Below are 16,365 nucleotides of genomic sequence, written 5' to 3' on the forward strand. Positions count from 1 at the left end.
AAATGGCGACAATAGGAATTATTAGTCATAGTAAAGATATAGCACAAGGTGTGAAAGATTTGTTAGCACAAATGTCACCAGATGTAACAGTAATTGCTAAAGGCGGAAATAATGAAGGTGAGATAGGAACAAGTATCGATACAGTTAACGAAATCATCGATGAACTGACAGAAGATGCATTGTTATTTTACGATATTGGGTCAGCAGAAATGAACTTGGAAATGGCTATTGATTTATACGAAGGTGATTATAAATTATATAAAGTTGACGGGCCTATTGTTGAAGGCGCATTTCTAGCGAGCGTATCATTATCAACAGGAGCAACATTAGAAGAAGCAATTTCAAGCATTGAAAGGGAATTTTCTAAAAAATCTTAAAATGTGATCAAGTCAAAAATATAAAATGATATAATTGCTCTACTAATGATTTTACAAGGTGGAGAAATAAAAAATGAAAATATCGAATCAGAAATTATATGAAAAAGTTGCAGATGTCATCATATTTGATATTAACGAAGGTCGTATAAATCCTGGTGATCGATTACCGTCAATCAAAGCATTATCTGAGAGTTTTGGTGTTGGTCAAGCTACTATTAGAGAAGCATTGAATGCTTTACGAGCAATGGGATATGTCGATATTAAACATGGACAAGGAACTTTTGTTATAAATAGAGAAGAAACAAAATTTAATCTTGAAGCAATTAATGCTAATGTGGAAGACATCGAAAATTTATTAGAAGTACGTAATATAGTTGAAGTTGGTGTAGCAAGATTGGCAGCATCTAATCGTGATGAAAATAATCTTAAGGAAATTGAAGCGGCACTTTTTGATATGAAAGTAGCAATTAAAAAAAATGAATTAGGAGAAGCTTCAGATTTAAGATTCCATCTTGCTATTGCTGATGCTTCAAATAATTACATGTTAAAACAGCTATTGCGCAATGTATCAGAATTAATGCAACATACTATGAAAGAAACAAGAAGAATATATTTATATACAAAAAGCAAATCGATTGAGAAGCTCTATAATGAACATAAAGATATATACGAAGCTATAAAAAGTCAAAATAGTAAATTAGCTGAAGAAAAAATGGCATTTCATTTGTCTGAAGTTGAAAACGCAGTATTAAAACACATTAGATGATGATTAATGATATTAAATAAAGCTTGAGACGAAACACTTGCTCAATAAACCGAAAGAGGCCGAGACATTTGTCTCGGCCTCTATTCGTTATATATTATTTATAAAAATAAAAAGCGATAAGCTTCAGGATGCTTATCGCTTTGGGTATGTATAACCCATCCGTTCCATTTCATAATCATATATAAAGACTTCTCACAGTAAAATAATAAACTGTAACTTATCATTGCAATAATGAAAAAGCTTATTACAATTTAATATTTGTATCTTAAGTATAAGGTCCCTTCAAGAGTTTAGCAATATTAATTATTAAAAAATAATATCCAAATTACACCGAATAAATAGATTTTATATAAATAATAAAATCATACATTACAAATCGTCAGAAACTTCAAAATATATAGATATTTTATGATATAATATTTCTAATTTCTTATATTAAGGGGGCTATTATGAATCAGACAAAGAGAAAAGTTTCTATTATTAATAGATTCTTAAACTTCATAGAAAAAGCAGGAAACCGATTGCCAGATCCAAGTATATTATTTTTCCTTTTATGTGTAGGATTAATTGTACTATCTTGGTTTGTATCTTTGTTCAATATAAAAGTAGAAAACCCAGGTACAGGAAAAACAGTAGAAGTAACAAATCTAATTTCTAGAGAAGGTTTTTCTAAAATATTAAGTGAATCTATAACAAACTTTTCCGAATTCCCAGCATTAGGCCTTGTACTTGCAGTTATGCTCGGAATAGGTGTAGCAGAAAAAACAGGATATTTTGATAAATTAATGATAATGATAGTTAATAAAGCGCCTAAGAAAATTATAGTACCCATTATTATATTTGTAGGTATTATTGGGAATGCTGCTGGAGATGCAGCTCCAGTAGTTTTACCACCTTTGACGGCATTAGTTTTTATTAAACTTGGTTATCATCCGATAGCTGGTTTAGCGATGGCATATGCTTCTGCCTTAGGGGCGTTTGCAGCTAATTTAACTTTAGGTATGAGTGATGCGCTTGTTTATGCATTTACCAAACCAGCAGCTGAAATTATTAGCAAAGATATTTCGTTGAACGTAGCTATGAACTGGTATTTTATAGCAGCATCTTCTATCATTTTATTACCAGCAATTTATTTTGTAAGTATGAAAATTGTTATACCACGTCTAGGTACATATAAAGAAGAAACAGATAGTTCAAGTGATGATAATGAAATAACATCTAAAGAAAACAAAGCATTAAAGTTTGCTAATTGGAGTTTCTTTGCGGTTATAGTAATTTTATTAGCTTTATCAATACCTGAAAATGGCTGGCTAAGAAACGCTAAAACTGGAAGCTTAATCGAAGAATCGCCATTAATGGATGGTGTTGGTATAATCATTCTTGTTGTTTTCTTTGTTCCCGGTTTTGTTTATGGAATTATGTCAGGTAAACTTAAAAATACAAAAGATTTAGGGAAAATGTTAACTGATTCAATGGCGACAATGGGAAGTTTTATCGTAATTGTATTTTTTGCTTCACAATTATTAGCGTATTTAAATTGGAGCAACCTAGGTGTTGTTATATCAGTTAAAGGCGCAGAATTATTACAAGGTCAAAATGGTGTAGTGTTAATAATAGGATTAATATTATTAAGTTGTTTAATTAACTTGCTAATAGGTAGCGCATCCGCAAAATGGGCGATATTAGCACCAATATTTATACCTATGTTTATGTTATTAGGATATCATCCCGCGTTTACACAGATGGTTTATCGTATAGGAGATTCAATCACAAATCCAATAACACCGATGATGCCTTACTTACCACTATTACTATCATATGCTCAAAAATATGATAAGAATATGAAACTTGGAACATTAATTTCTAGTTTAATGCCATATTCGATTGTATTGGCGATTGTTTGGCCTATATTTATGATTATATGGTTCTTACTAGGTTTACCATTAGGACCTGGTGGAGATATATATTGGAGTAAATAATAAGTTAAAATGTAGTCTCATTCTTTCTAGGATGAGGCTATGAAGTCTTTTTAGAAAAATGAGATTTCCTTCCCACTGCCATTTCAGTATTTCATAAGTAAAGCACTATATGGTACAATCACGAAGGGTATATATTTAATTTAATTAATTGAACTTACATATATTTTTAACGACAAAAAAGAAAAGGATGATTAAATGTCTCCATTAGTATTGAAACCCGTATTTAAAGAGCGTATTTGGGGAGGACGTAATTTAGAAAAAATGGGCTACGACATTCCTGATGGTAATATTGGGGAATGTTGGGGTATATCAGCGCATCAAAATGGACCTAATGTTATTGCCAATGGAGCTTACGAAGGTCAAACATTGGATAAGGTTTGGGAAGAACATCCTGAATTATTTGGAAATCCTTCAGAAAAGAAATTTCCATTGCTTACGAAAATATTAGATGCAAACCAAAAATTATCTGTACAAGTTCATCCAGATGATGAATATGCACACGAACATGAAAATGGTGAGTTTGGTAAAACTGAGTGCTGGTATGTTCTTGACGCAAAAGAAGACGCAGAAATTATATATGGAACTTATGCAAATTCGAAAGAACAGCTTGAAGAATATATTCAAAATGAAGATTGGGATCATTTATTCAAGCGCGTTAAAGTTGAAAAGGGAGACTTTTTCTATGTGCCAAGTGGTACAGTGCATGCAATCGGAGAAGGTATTATGATACTAGAAACGCAACAAAACTCAGATACTACTTACAGAATTTATGATTATGATAGAATTGAGCAAGATGGTAAGAAACGTGAATTACATCTTGATAAAAGTATTGATGTTATCAATATAGGACCAACAAGCCCAAATGTAGCACCTGTGAGAATAGATTCTGATGAACAAAAAGGTCAAATGCTTGTAGAAAGCGACTTTTTCACTGTTACGAAATGGCAAATAGAAGGTACATTTAACTTCAGAAAACCTAGAGATTATTGCTTAGTGAGTATTATTTCTGGGGAAGGTGAAATCATAACAGACGGAAATGTATATGAAGTGTCAACGGGAAGTCACCTCATATTAACGGCTGATGATTTAGATAATCACATTAACGGGCAACTAGAAGTTATAGTAAGTTACGTCTAGATAGGAGTTATACTAATATGAAAAAATTCTTATATTTATCACTTGTTTGTGCCGTTATAGCTGGTCTAGGAATATTTTTTGAACAGCCAAAATATCCAAATCCAGTGATACCATTTATTATTGCTTTAATTGGGCTAATATTAGCTATTAGTACTTTTAAAGATAAAGAAATAACAATGGGGTTGAAAATCGGAGGCGTTCTAGTTAATTTAATGCCAACATTAGCCGGTTTATCGTTAATACTTCAATAAATAGATTATTAGTTTTGTAATATACATTTAAACTGTCGTAAAGTTAATAACTTTGACGACAGTTTTTTTGTGCAGATTTAAATTGTTATATTGTCATTTATTTCAATTTTACAGTGTATTCTCATCATATAAATAAAAAAATTAATTGTCTTTAAAAGAATTTTTCTATAATTCTATTAATATAAATGAAATAAAACTGTAATATAAAATTGCGCCATAACAGTGTATAATTAGGAAGAATTAATATCTTTATATAAAAATGTAAGATAATGGAGGTAACTAATTTTGAAGAAGAAGACATTAACAGCATTTGTAGGTGCTTCTGTAGCAGTAGCTTTAACATCACAAAGTGCTGAAGCTGCATCATATAAAGTTAAGAGCGGAGACTCACTTTGGTTAATTGCTGAAAAACATAATACAACTATCGCAAAAATTAAAAGCTTAAACAAATTAAGCTCTAATCTAATTTTTCCGAATCAAATCATTCAAGTACCTGGTTCTTCTAGTTCGTCTAATACGAATACAGGATCGACTTCAACGTCATCAACGACGTACTATACGGTTAAATCAGGGGATTCGTTATCAGTAATTGCTGGTAAATATGGCACAACATATCAAAAAATAATGTCTTTAAACGGGTTGAATAATACAATTATTTATCCTGGCCAAAAATTAAAAGTAAAAGGGACTTCTAGTAGTTCAAGTTCAAATAATACGGGTTCATCAAACACATCTACTAGTACAACTACTTATACGGTTAAATCAGGAGATTCATTATCAGTAATTGCTGCTCGATATGGTACAACATATCAAAAAATAATGTCTTTAAATGGTTTATCAAATTTCATTATTTATCCGGGCCAAAAATTAAAAGTAAGTGGTTCAGTGTCAACAGGTGGTGGACAATCAAGCTCTAATAACACTGGTAGCTATACACCTCCTATGTTCTACCACCAAAATTTATATGATTGGGGTCAATGTACTTGGCACGTATTTAATCGACGTAAAGCAATCGGTAAACCAATAAGCACTTATTGGTGGAATGCGAACAACTGGGCTAGCGCTGCAGCTAAAGATGGATATAGAGTAAATCATAAACCTGCTGTAGGTTCGATTTTACAATCTTCTGCTGGTTATTACGGTCATGTTTCGTTTGTTGAACGCATTAATAATGACGGTAGTATTCAAGTATCAGAAATGAATTTTACATCTTCACCTGGTGTATTAACATACAGAACTGTACCAGCTTCACTCGTACCAAGTTATAATTTTATACATTAATCTTGAACTGAGGCATATATAATGTCTCAGTTTTTACTTGTGTAAACATAGACACGGATGCTAATGTCTTATACAATGTTAATATTAATGTCATGTAAAAAATATGATTAGTATAATAAACGTCATATTTACATAGTAAATCGTTTAAAATTGATAATTATTTATAACAAGGAGTATACATATGTCTGAAGAAACAAACTACTTTTGGCTAAATTGTGGATATAATAGGTGGAATCATACAGAACCTCTAGAAGGACAAGTTGCAGTATTTGAATCGGGTGCAAGTTTTAATCCTACTCAAGGTTACCATGCCTTTAAGACGGCAAAACCTGGTGATAAAGTAATTTATTATCAAGTCCAAAATCAAGTGGGATTATTAGGATATGGGGAAATTATTGATGTTCAGACAGGCGGCAACCAAAAAGTAAGCATTCATTTTAAATTTGAAACTTCTTTAACAATGCTTTCAGTTGAATACTTAAAGAGAAGTGAACATTTAGAATTGCGTATTAAGCAACTAACGGATCAATTATTCAATCGTATATCTAAAGAAGAATTTGAATTAATTATTGGCCTAGGACAAGGAGAAGTTAAAATACCTAGATATTTCTTACTTTCAGAAGAAATACAGTTTGAAGAAGATGAAACATATACTATTTTCACACATACAGTGAATGGTATTAAAAGAAATGGTTATATTTATTATACACAACTTGAAATCGGGGATCAGCTTGTATTCTTAAATAAAAACGCGAATCATTCTATTATTGGTGTTGGTGAAGTTACAGATAGTATACATAAACTTCCACCACAACCAGGACGAACTGATTCAACTTGCATAACTATTAGATATGAAAAGGATATTAATCCTATAAGTGTAGCAGAACTAAATAGACATCAAACATTAAAAAAATTATATTTCTTACAAGAAAATTCTAAGCAATCTATAGCTAATTTAACAAAAGCTCAATATGATGCAATGATGGATATGAGTAGAGGTGAGTTTTCTCAAAATAATTCACAACAATATCAAGTCTCGATTCCACAAGAACAAGAAGATAAAAAAGATAAGCCAATTATATTAATGTTATGTGATAGTAAAGAAGAAGGTATAAAAAAAGCAAAACATTACGTAGAGCGCGAGCTTGCTAAAGGTATTTATACAACAGGGCATCCAGATTTTTCTGAAGAAATGTTATACGGAAGGTATTTACCTAACGAAAGTGGAGCTCTATATTATCGTGAAGGATTTATCACGGGGCATATCACAAATTCAGAAAGAGAATGGCTTGTAATCGATCAATTTGAGCGAATAGACCCTGAAATATTCCAACTATTCCTAAATGTTTTAGATGGTCATGAAATGACACTACCTAGATATAATCATGATGGAAAAATGGTAAAATGGAGTTTAGAAAAAGACTCATTCTACCGCCATAATCCAAAATGGAGAATGATAGGTTTATGTTATGGGACAGTTGAAGATATAAAAAAACAATATTCACATCAATTTTTAAAACATTGTCGTGTAATACACGTTGGATAAATAAAATAAATTTTCATTGAAAAACACTATTTGTTTAATATCAAATGGTGTTTTTAATTTATAAGTGAAAAATTATCTTTTAAATTGATAGAATTTTCTGTAATATGATATATATAATTAAAATTGCTCTTATCAATAAACAACAAAGGGGACGTGTTTATGGACAAAATAGTAGCATTTTCAGATTGGTTATGGGGATATCCACTCGTAACTCTATTATTAGTATCTAGTTTATTTTTAACAATTTATTTAGGGTTTATACAGTTTAGACATTTTGGCTATATGATGAAACAAACATTTGGCAGTATTAATAAAAAACCTAAAGGTGAAGGAACGATTACACCGAGGCAAGCATTAACTTCTGCTTTATCTTCTACTGTTGGTGCAGCAAATATCGTAGGGGTACCTACAGCAATCATGATGGGTGGACCTGGTGCAGTATTTTGGATGATGGTTATTGCATTTTTAGGGATGGCTCTAAAGTATAGTGAAAACGTACTTGGTATACATTATCGAGAAAAGAATAGTAAAGGCGAATTTGTAGGGGGACCTACATACTATATGAAAAAAGGAATGAAAAATAAAAAAGTTGGAATAGTATTCGCTTTTATTTTTGCATTCGCGCTTATGTTGGAACTCATTCCGAGTATTATGGTGCAAGGAAATTCAGCAGCAAGCACGGTAGAAGATACATTCAATATCGATATGGGTTATACAGGAATCGTTTTAGCTGTGTTAGCTGCTTTAGTTGTGTTTGGAGGTATTAAAAGAATTGCGACATTCACTGAAATGATTGTGCCGGTTATGGTTGGATTATATTGTATTATGGGTTTTATTATCATTTTAATGAACATTCAACATTTACCGGGAGTCATAGCGTTAGTAGTTGAAAAAGCTTTTAATCCTGATGCAGCATTAGGAGGTAGTTTTGGAGCTGCTTTAGCTACAACGGTTAGATGGGGGTTTGCTCGAGGTATCTATTCAAACGAAGCAGGTTTAGGTACTTCTCCAATTGCCCACGCTGCTGCTAAGACAGACCATCCAGTGAGACAAGCTTTTTGGAGTGTAAGTGAAATAGTTGTTGATACTTTAATTATATGTAGTACAACAGCGTTTGTTGTATTGGTTTCAGACGTTTGGAAAGCAGATGATGCAAAAGAACAATCAGCTGCACTGACAGCTAGAGCTTTTAATGATGCATTTGGTACATTTGGAAGCTGGATTGTTTCTATATCAATGGTATTCTTTGTATTCTCTACTATAATTGTAGTTATTTATTATGGTTCAAGAATGGCAGAATATTTATTTGGATTAACAGCTGGATTTATTATGAAAATAGTATATGTTTTATCTATAGCGCTCGGTGCGTTTGGGGCAGGTACACAATTGTGGAATTTATTAGATATTGCGTTAGCATGCATTCTTATTCCCAATATTATAGCTGTTATTATGTTATCACCTAAAGTTAAAGACTTGACACGAGAATTTTTCACAAGCAAAGAATTTTATTTGAAAGATAAAAATAATAAAAACTGAAATAGTTTATTCCTTTTAGATTATAACGTTATCGTTATAATCTTTTTTTGTATTTAAAAAAATTGTAGATGTCTTCAAAAATAAACCTCTTTTGTATGTAGTCATATAAATTATTCTAATTTACACAAAATGTCAAATATTTTATTAAATTCCATATTGATGTTATTTAATTTTATGGTAAGATTATTTTAAGATAATTTAATTAACTAATTTTTAGGAGGTTACAACAATGAGCACTCAATCTTATTCAGAAGCAATTACTTCATGTTCTGAATTCTTTGATTACCAAAATAAAATTGACAATATCTTTGTAGTAATTGAACAAAAGTATGGCTTAAAGAAACATGAATTTTTCTTCTTAATGAAATTAAATGAAGTGAAAGAAGTACACCTTAAAGATGCAATTGAAAAAGGATACATAAAGCAAAACAAATCTGCTCGTGCCATTAAGAGACTATTCGAAAAGAAATATATATTAAAAAACCGCTTAAAAACAGATGAAAGAGCAGTTATATTACGCTTTAACGATGATTATAAAGATGATTTTGAAGTGATAATGCAAGAAGTATTGGATATGTTAAATGTAGCTTAGATTATAAATCTTTTTAATATTAATGAAATGCATTGTAAAAGTTAGTCAAAGGCTAACTTTTACAATGCATTTTTGTATTTATAATCAAATTATATTTTAAAATTTAATTTGTAAATTATGGTGGAAAGTTATACAATTTTAAATGTAAGCGCTTTATTATAGGGGGATTAGTCATTATGGTAAAAGAATCTACAACAAAGAATATAAGTTTTGTATGGGCTATTGTTCCGTTTCTATTTATGATAGTAAGCATGCTCTATACTGTTGTTGTTTTAGAATTAGCACCTCATATTCCTTTAATGATAGGGACAGCTATAGCAGCCATAGTTGCCTATTATCATGGGCATACGTGGAAAGATATAGAAGAAATGATGTATAAGGGGATAAAATTAGCACTACCTGCGATTGTTATTATTATACTAGTCGGTTTAATCATTGGGGCATGGATAGGTGGCGGTATAGTTGCCACGATGATTTATTACGGTTTAAAGCTTATTACGCCTTCATTATTTTTAGTGACCATTGCTATTATATGCGCCATTGTATCTTTAGCAATTGGTAGTAGTTGGTCTACGATGGCCACAGTAGGCGTAGCCGGAATGGGTATAGGACTGAGTATGGATATTCCAGCGGGAATGATTGCTGGTGCTATCATATCAGGTTCTTATTTTGGTGATAAAATGAGCCCTTTATCTGACACCACAAATTTAGCAGCTGGTTTAACTGGTACAAATCTATTCGATCATATTAAGCATATGTTCTATACAACTGTACCTGCTATTGTAATTTCGTTAATTGCTTTCTTTATACTCGGTAGACAATTTTCCGCAGGTGACATTAATCAAGGTAAAATTGATGCAATTAATAATGAAATGATTGATAAATTTGTCATTTCACCTTGGTTACTATTAGTACCACTGATTGTTATTATTTTAGTAGCCTTAAAAGTACCTGCAATACCTGCATTGGTAGTTGGTATTATTTTAGGATTTTTATCACAAATTTTTGTTCAAGGTGGAAGTATTCATGATAGCGTTCAAGCTTTACAAACAGGATATGTGTTAGAAACAAAGAATGAACTCGTAAAAGAACTATTTAATAGGGGTGGTTTGGAGTCAATGTTTTATACCATTTCTATGACAATTGTTGCGATGACATTTGGTGGAATACTCGAATATTCAGGTATGTTGAAGGCAATTATTACACAAGTTTTGAAAGTAGCTAAAGGTACTGGTGGACTAATCGCTTCTGTTATTATTTCATGTATTGGTACAAACGCTTCATGCTCAGAACAATATATTTCAATTGTTGTACCATCAAGAATGTATATTAATACGTTTTTAGAAAAGAGGTTACACCCTAAAAATTTATCTAGAGCTCTAGAAGATGGTGGAACAGTGACTTCAGTATTTTTCTTATGGAATACTTGTGGTGTGTTTATAGCTCAGACCTTAAATGTAAACGTATTGGAGTATGGGATGTATGCAGTATTTAATTATACGGTCCCAATCATATCTATAATATTTGGATACATAGGATTTAAAATTATAACAATTAACGAACAAGAATATAAACAATTTAAAGAAGCTCAATAACAATAATAACAGTCCAGGACATATATAAATGTCTCGGACTGTTTCATTATATAGGGATGGTATTATGAAGTCTTTTTAGTAAAATGATATTTCTGGTTCACTCCCTTATTAATTTAATGTTTCTTATAATCGTGTTATCTTAAAACTAAAGAAAGGAATAAGGTGATATTTATGGCTATAGTATACTATGACGGTGATTGTGGTTATTGTAATAGAGTAGTAATGTGGTTGATTCATCATAATATTCCAACGAGATTCCAATTTGCACAATTAGAAGGGCAATATGGAGAGAACTTAATTAAAGTTCAACCTGAATTGAAAAATATAGACACAATTGTTGTAGTTGATAAATCACAAGTATTTACTAAAACAGATGCTATTATTCACTTATTGAATCAAATTAAGAAATATAAAATTTTTGCATTCCTATTGAAAATAGTGCCTCGTTTTCTTAGAAATCTAGGTTACGATTCATTTGCAAAAATAAGACATCGCATCCAATTTAAGCAAGCATGTAAACTACCAACTAAAGAAGAACGTCAGTATTTTTTAGATTAGTATTGCAATAGTTTTAGAGTGGTGGTATCCTTTTATGTAAACGGTTACACAAAAGGAAGTTGAACGAATGGCTACGATTAAAGAAGTTGCTAAATACGCTGGTGTCTCAGTGGCGACAGTTTCAAGAGCTCTTAATAGAAGTGGGTATGTCAAAGAAGAAACAAGAAAGAAGATTAATAAAGCGATCAAAGATTTAAATTACAGACCAAATGAAACAGCTCGGACATTGTATAAACGTAAATCTAAAATGATAGGTTTATTATTACCTGATATTAGCAATCCATTTTTCACGGTTGTCGCTAGAGGTGTTGAAGATGAAGCGATGGCTAAGGGTTATCACATCATTTTAGGTAATGGTGATGGAAATGAAGAAAAAGAATTAGCGTATATAAACACATTCAATGTGCATAATTGTAGTGGGATTATTGCATCACAATTATCTACTCAAGAAACATTTGATTCTTTTAAATCATATAATATGCCATTTGTTTTATTAGATAGAGTGTATGCCGACCATGAATTTGTTGAAACAAATCATTATAAAGGTGGACAGTTACAAGCTCAAGCCGTTATAAAAGGTTCGACAAAATCTGTTTTAATTATGCAACAAAACTTACAATATAAATCATTTAACGAAAGACTATCCGGTGCTAAATCTATTTTTGATGAAAAGAACATCCCTTACATTACTGTAGATGAACGTTTTCTCATTGAAGAAGATTTAGTATCGATGATTCATAAGCACAATATTGATAGTATTATTTGTAGTAATGATGTGAGCGCATTTGCTGTTATGCGTACTTTGTTACATCATGAATTTAAAGTACCTTCTGATGTTCAAGTTGTAGGTTATGATGATATACCATTATCTCGTATGTATACACCAAGTTTAACTACAATTCATCAACCAGCATATTTAATAGGCAAAAAGGCTTGTCAACAGCTTATCAATCAACTAGAAGGTAAAGAAAGAGAACATCATCAAATATTAGACGTTAGTTTAATAGAACGACAATCGACGAGGAGAGAGTAAAATGAAAAAGATTATGGTTATAGGAAGTATGTCTATAGATTTAGTAGTTTCAGCTTCAAAAAGACCTGAAAAAGGTGAAACAATATTAGGAGATAGTTTTTTCACTACACCAGGTGGAAAAGGCGCTAATCAAGCTGTGGCAGCAGCAAGATTAGGGGAAGAAGTATATTTAGTAGGGCGCATAGGAGATGATGATTTCGGTAAAGAGATTTATCAAAATCTACAAAATAACTACGTTTTAGTAGATGGTGTGGAACCCGTTACACAAATGCCGTCAGGTACTGCTCACATAACATTAGCTGAACAAGATAATAGTATCATTTTTGTTCCATCTGCCAATAACGAAGTAACACCTGAATATGTTGAGAAACATTTAGCACACCTTAATAAAGGTGACATCGTTCTTCTTCAACAAGAAATACCTAGTGAAACAGTTGAACATGTAATTGATTACTGTAAGGAAAATGAAATTACATCTATATTAAATCCAGCTCCTTTTAGAGAAGTTAGTGATAATGTTATTGAAAAAGCTGATTACTTAACTCCTAATGAAACAGAAAGTGACGGAATGTTTAAAGGAAATATGGATGAAGCGTTAGCAAAATATCCGAATAAATTGATTGTTACTTTAGGAGATAAAGGGGCAGTTTATCACGATGGTAACAAAAAGGTAGAAGTACCAGGTTATAAACGAGAAGTTAAAGATACTACTGGCGCAGGTGATACATTTAACGGTGCATTTGCAGTAGCGTTACAGAAAGAATTCAATCTAGAAAAAGCGTTAGATTTTGCAAACTTAGCAGCAAGTTATTCAGTAACAGGTATGGGTGCACAAGGTGGTATGCCTAAACTTTCAGAAATAGAGGGAGAATGGCATGTATAAAACAGGGATTTTAAACAGTGAAATATCTAAAGTATTAAGTGATCTTGGTCATACAGACAGAATAGTAATAGCAGATTGTGGTCTACCAATTCCAAAAGAAGTGAAGAAGATTGATTTAGCACTGTCTTTTGGTGTACCAAATTTTGAAAGCGTTTACGAAGAAGTGATGAAGCATATGTCGGTTCAAAAAATGATCGTTGCGGAAGAAATAAAAGAAGATAATGTTTCGCTTTTTGAAAAGATTACTCAATCTAATATTGATACAGAATATGTATCACATGAACGATTTAAAGAATTAACAAATGATACAGTCGCGATTATTAGAACTGGAGAAGCAACACCATTTGCAAATGTCATATTGGAAAGTGATGTTTTATTCTAAAGGAGGGTTACCATGTTACAGATGAAGAATATACATAAAGCTTTTGGACAAAATAAAGTATTAACTGGGGTAGATTTTATTTTAAAGGAAGCTTCTGTACATGCATTGATGGGAGAAAACGGGGCAGGTAAATCTACGTTAATGAAAATTTTAGTAGGTATACACGGCAAAGATGAGGGTCAGATAATATACAAAGATGAAAATATTGAATATAAAGATGCACAAATGGCTGAAGAAGCAGGCATAACTTTTATACACCAAGAATTAAATATTTGGTCAGAATTAACAGTGTTAGAAAATTTGTTTATTGGTAAAGAAATTAGAAATAAATTTGGAATCTTAAACGAGAGACAGATGAAGAAAGAAGCAATGAAGGTATTTGAAAAGTTAAACTTTAAAATACCACTTAAAAAAGTTGCAGGAAAATGTTCTATTGGTGAACAACAAATGATAGAAATTGCTAAAGCATTGATGACGAACGCTAAAATAATCGTTATGGATGAACCAACAGCTGCTTTAACGGATAAAGAAATTAATCAATTGTTTAAGCTTATTAAAAGCTTGCAAAAACAAGGCGTTGCATTTGTGTATATTTCACATAGAATGGCAGAAATCTTTGAGATATCTGATGAGATAACTGTAATGAGAGATGGTAAAACAGTGTTATATAAAGAAACGAATGATACTAATTATGATGAGATAGTTAAATCAATGGTAGGTAGAGATTTAACAGAACAATTCCCGAAAAGAACTGTTTCACCTGGTAATATCATCATGGACGTTAAATCGTTAAATAATGATGAACATCAAATTAAAGATATATCATTTTCATTAAGAAAAGGAGAAATTCTTGGTGTTAGTGGACTAATGGGGGCTGGCAGAACTGAAATAATGCGAAGTTTATTCGGCATAGATAAAGGCAGTAAAGACATTACGATTAACGATAAAAAAGTTTCCATTAATTCACCTGAAGACGCTATGAAAAACGGAATTGGGCTTATTACTGAGAACAGAAAGGACGAAGGTCTGATATTAGATTTCTCTATTGAAGATAATATGGTTTTACCTTCTTTAGAAAGCTTTTCCAATAAAGGCTTTATGAAAGAAAAGTCTGTTCATATATTTGCTGATCAAATGAGTAAACGACTAAATATTAAAACAAATAGAAAAGCACTTGTTTCTTCACTTTCCGGTGGTAATCAACAGAAAGTAGTTTTAGCTAAATGGATTGGTACGGGTGCACAAGTTTTAATACTAGATGAACCGACTAGAGGTATTGATGTTGGAGCAAAGAGAGAAATTTATCAATTAATGAACGAATTAACTGAGCGCGGTGTTTCTATTATAATGATTTCTTCAGAATTACCAGAAGTTATTGGTATGAGTGATAGAGTCTTAGTTGTACAAGAAGGAGAAATAAAGGGACAAGTTGAAGCGGAACAAATTACAGAAGAAAATATTATGACATTGGCTACAGGAGGGAAATTAAATGCAACAGTTAACAGCTAAATCATCATTGTTAGAAAAAATTATACCATTTATAGGATTGATTCTTTTAGTGGTTGTTATAAGTGTTTTAAATACTGCATTTTTAGATTTATCGAATTTACTTAACTTATTGAGACAAGTATCTATTAACGGTTTAATTGCTTTTGGTATGACGTTTGTTATTTTGACAGGTGGTATAGATTTATCAGTAGGGTCTATATTAGCTTTATCAAGTGCATTTACAGCAATTTTAATTACGAGTGGTCTTGATCCAATTGTAGCTTTAATTGTTGGTGTATTAGGAGGATTTTTACTAGGGGTATTTAACGGTGTTTTGGTTACTTTCGGTAGCATGGCGCCATTTATTGCAACATTGGCAACTATGACAATTTTTAGAGGATTAACGTTAGTTATTACAGATGGTAATCCTATAACAGACTTAGGTGATAGTTATTTATTCCAATTGTTTGGTAAAGGTTATTTCTTTGGTATACCAGTACCGGCAGTAACGATGATTATCGTATTTATTGTATTGGCAATTATTCTACAGAAGACAACTTTTGGTAGACATACATATGCCATCGGGGGAAATGAAGTAGCTTCTAAAATTTCAGGAATCAAAGTTAATAAAGTAAAAATCTTAATTTATGGTATATCTGGTTTAATGTCAGCTTTAGCTGGAGCAATATTAACATCACGTCTAAATTCAGCTCAACCGACTGCTGGTACTTCATATGAACTAGATGCCATAGCAGCAGTAGTGTTAGGTGGAACGTCTTTAACAGGTGGTAAAGGGCGTATCGTTGGTACACTAATTGGTGTACTTATTATCGGCGTGTTGAATAACGGATTGAACTTATTAGGTGTATCTTCATTCTATCAACAAGTAGTAAAAGGTATTGTTATATTAATTGCTGTTCTTATAGATCGTAAAAAATAATTAACAAAGTGAGGGATAAAT

Annotated in this window: 16 protein-coding genes; all 16 read left to right on the forward strand. The window is 31.7% G+C overall.

What is annotated here, in order from left to right:
* The first annotated feature begins 2 nt into the window (after nucleotides 1–2).
* Entirely contained in the window at nucleotides 3–377 is a 375-nt protein-coding gene (gene dhaM, locus LQ688_RS06860) for a dihydroxyacetone kinase phosphoryl donor subunit DhaM (protein ID WP_016998848.1), read from the forward strand.
* A gap of 73 nt (nucleotides 378–450) precedes the next feature.
* On the forward strand, nucleotides 451–1,143 hold the full coding sequence (locus tag LQ688_RS06865) for a FadR/GntR family transcriptional regulator (RefSeq protein WP_064204178.1): 693 nt from the start codon (nucleotides 451–453) through the stop codon (nucleotides 1,141–1,143).
* 449 nt (nucleotides 1,144–1,592) lie between these two features.
* The gene (locus LQ688_RS06870) at nucleotides 1,593–3,122 is read left to right on the forward strand and encodes an AbgT family transporter (protein ID WP_016998849.1); all 1,530 of its coding nucleotides are present in this window, start codon (nucleotides 1,593–1,595) and stop codon (nucleotides 3,120–3,122) included.
* 195 nt (nucleotides 3,123–3,317) lie between these two features.
* A complete protein-coding gene (manA, locus tag LQ688_RS06875; RefSeq protein WP_070044874.1) occupies nucleotides 3,318–4,259 on the forward strand; it encodes a mannose-6-phosphate isomerase, class I in 942 nt (313 codons plus the stop codon).
* A gap of 17 nt (nucleotides 4,260–4,276) precedes the next feature.
* A complete protein-coding gene (locus tag LQ688_RS06880) occupies nucleotides 4,277–4,510 on the forward strand; it encodes a hypothetical protein (protein WP_016998851.1) in 234 nt (77 codons plus the stop codon).
* 285 nt (nucleotides 4,511–4,795) lie between these two features.
* Nucleotides 4,796–5,791: a LysM peptidoglycan-binding domain-containing protein gene (locus tag LQ688_RS06885; protein WP_016998852.1), complete on the forward strand. Its 996-nt coding sequence runs from the start codon at nucleotides 4,796–4,798 to the stop codon at nucleotides 5,789–5,791.
* A 181-nt stretch (nucleotides 5,792–5,972) separates the two neighbouring features.
* Nucleotides 5,973–7,337, forward strand: coding sequence for an EVE domain-containing protein (locus LQ688_RS06890; RefSeq protein ID WP_218688334.1), 1,365 nt, complete (start codon nucleotides 5,973–5,975; stop codon nucleotides 7,335–7,337).
* Between the two features lie 159 nt (nucleotides 7,338–7,496).
* Nucleotides 7,497–8,873 (forward strand): alanine/glycine:cation symporter family protein, encoded by a 1,377-nt coding sequence (locus LQ688_RS06895; protein WP_239752696.1) that lies wholly within the window; start codon nucleotides 7,497–7,499, stop codon nucleotides 8,871–8,873.
* Between the two features lie 229 nt (nucleotides 8,874–9,102).
* Nucleotides 9,103–9,465 carry a transcriptional regulator, SarA/Rot family gene (locus LQ688_RS06900; protein WP_016998854.1) on the forward strand — a complete coding sequence of 121 codons (363 nt, stop codon included), beginning with the start codon at nucleotides 9,103–9,105 and terminating at the stop codon, nucleotides 9,463–9,465.
* 176 nt (nucleotides 9,466–9,641) lie between these two features.
* On the forward strand, nucleotides 9,642–11,060 hold the full coding sequence (nhaC, locus tag LQ688_RS06905) for a Na+/H+ antiporter NhaC (RefSeq protein WP_064204173.1): 1,419 nt from the start codon (nucleotides 9,642–9,644) through the stop codon (nucleotides 11,058–11,060).
* A 171-nt stretch (nucleotides 11,061–11,231) separates the two neighbouring features.
* Nucleotides 11,232–11,618: a thiol-disulfide oxidoreductase DCC family protein gene (locus tag LQ688_RS06910; RefSeq protein WP_239752697.1), complete on the forward strand. Its 387-nt coding sequence runs from the start codon at nucleotides 11,232–11,234 to the stop codon at nucleotides 11,616–11,618.
* A 67-nt stretch (nucleotides 11,619–11,685) separates the two neighbouring features.
* The gene (locus LQ688_RS06915; RefSeq protein ID WP_070044870.1) at nucleotides 11,686–12,651 is read left to right on the forward strand and encodes a LacI family DNA-binding transcriptional regulator; all 966 of its coding nucleotides are present in this window, start codon (nucleotides 11,686–11,688) and stop codon (nucleotides 12,649–12,651) included.
* Nucleotide 12,652: 1 nt separating this feature from the next.
* Nucleotides 12,653–13,534 carry a ribokinase gene (gene rbsK / locus LQ688_RS06920; protein WP_016998858.1) on the forward strand — a complete coding sequence of 294 codons (882 nt, stop codon included), beginning with the start codon at nucleotides 12,653–12,655 and terminating at the stop codon, nucleotides 13,532–13,534.
* Nucleotides 13,527–13,916, forward strand: coding sequence for a D-ribose pyranase (gene rbsD, locus LQ688_RS06925; RefSeq protein WP_016998859.1), 390 nt, complete (start codon nucleotides 13,527–13,529; stop codon nucleotides 13,914–13,916). Before rbsK ends, rbsD begins: the two co-directional genes overlap by 8 nt.
* 12 nt (nucleotides 13,917–13,928) lie before the next feature.
* Nucleotides 13,929–15,425 (forward strand): sugar ABC transporter ATP-binding protein, encoded by a 1,497-nt coding sequence (locus LQ688_RS06930; RefSeq protein ID WP_239752698.1) that lies wholly within the window; start codon nucleotides 13,929–13,931, stop codon nucleotides 15,423–15,425.
* Nucleotides 15,406–16,344: an ABC transporter permease gene (locus LQ688_RS06935; RefSeq protein WP_016998861.1), complete on the forward strand. Its 939-nt coding sequence runs from the start codon at nucleotides 15,406–15,408 to the stop codon at nucleotides 16,342–16,344. The genes LQ688_RS06930 and LQ688_RS06935 overlap by 20 nt, the downstream gene beginning before the upstream one ends.
* The last annotated feature ends 21 nt before the right edge of the window (nucleotides 16,345–16,365 follow it).

The organism is Mammaliicoccus sp. J-M40, assembly GCF_022386395.1.
Classification (GTDB): domain Bacteria; phylum Bacillota; class Bacilli; order Staphylococcales; family Staphylococcaceae; genus Mammaliicoccus; species Mammaliicoccus lentus.

Excerpts from the sequence above, each read along its gene's own strand:
- nhaC (WP_064204173.1), top strand. The coding sequence starts at position 9,642 with ATGGTAAAAGAATCTACAACAAAGAATATAAGTTTTGTATGGGCTATT.
- rbsD (WP_016998859.1), top strand. The coding sequence starts at position 13,527 with ATGTATAAAACAGGGATTTTAAACAGTGAAATATCTAAAGTATTAAGT.
- LQ688_RS06930 (WP_239752698.1), top strand. The coding sequence starts at position 13,929 with ATGTTACAGATGAAGAATATACATAAAGCTTTTGGACAAAATAAAGTA.
- LQ688_RS06890 (WP_218688334.1), top strand. The coding sequence starts at position 5,973 with ATGTCTGAAGAAACAAACTACTTTTGGCTAAATTGTGGATATAATAGG.
- LQ688_RS06870 (WP_016998849.1), top strand. The coding sequence starts at position 1,593 with ATGAATCAGACAAAGAGAAAAGTTTCTATTATTAATAGATTCTTAAAC.
- LQ688_RS06880 (WP_016998851.1), top strand. The coding sequence starts at position 4,277 with ATGAAAAAATTCTTATATTTATCACTTGTTTGTGCCGTTATAGCTGGT.
- LQ688_RS06935 (WP_016998861.1), top strand. The coding sequence starts at position 15,406 with ATGCAACAGTTAACAGCTAAATCATCATTGTTAGAAAAAATTATACCA.
- manA (WP_070044874.1), top strand. The coding sequence starts at position 3,318 with ATGTCTCCATTAGTATTGAAACCCGTATTTAAAGAGCGTATTTGGGGA.
- LQ688_RS06910 (WP_239752697.1), top strand. The coding sequence starts at position 11,232 with ATGGCTATAGTATACTATGACGGTGATTGTGGTTATTGTAATAGAGTA.
- LQ688_RS06900 (WP_016998854.1), top strand. The coding sequence starts at position 9,103 with ATGAGCACTCAATCTTATTCAGAAGCAATTACTTCATGTTCTGAATTC.
- rbsK (WP_016998858.1), top strand. The coding sequence starts at position 12,653 with ATGAAAAAGATTATGGTTATAGGAAGTATGTCTATAGATTTAGTAGTT.
- LQ688_RS06915 (WP_070044870.1), top strand. The coding sequence starts at position 11,686 with ATGGCTACGATTAAAGAAGTTGCTAAATACGCTGGTGTCTCAGTGGCG.
- dhaM (WP_016998848.1), top strand. The coding sequence starts at position 3 with ATGGCGACAATAGGAATTATTAGTCATAGTAAAGATATAGCACAAGGT.
- LQ688_RS06865 (WP_064204178.1), top strand. The coding sequence starts at position 451 with ATGAAAATATCGAATCAGAAATTATATGAAAAAGTTGCAGATGTCATC.
- LQ688_RS06895 (WP_239752696.1), top strand. The coding sequence starts at position 7,497 with ATGGACAAAATAGTAGCATTTTCAGATTGGTTATGGGGATATCCACTC.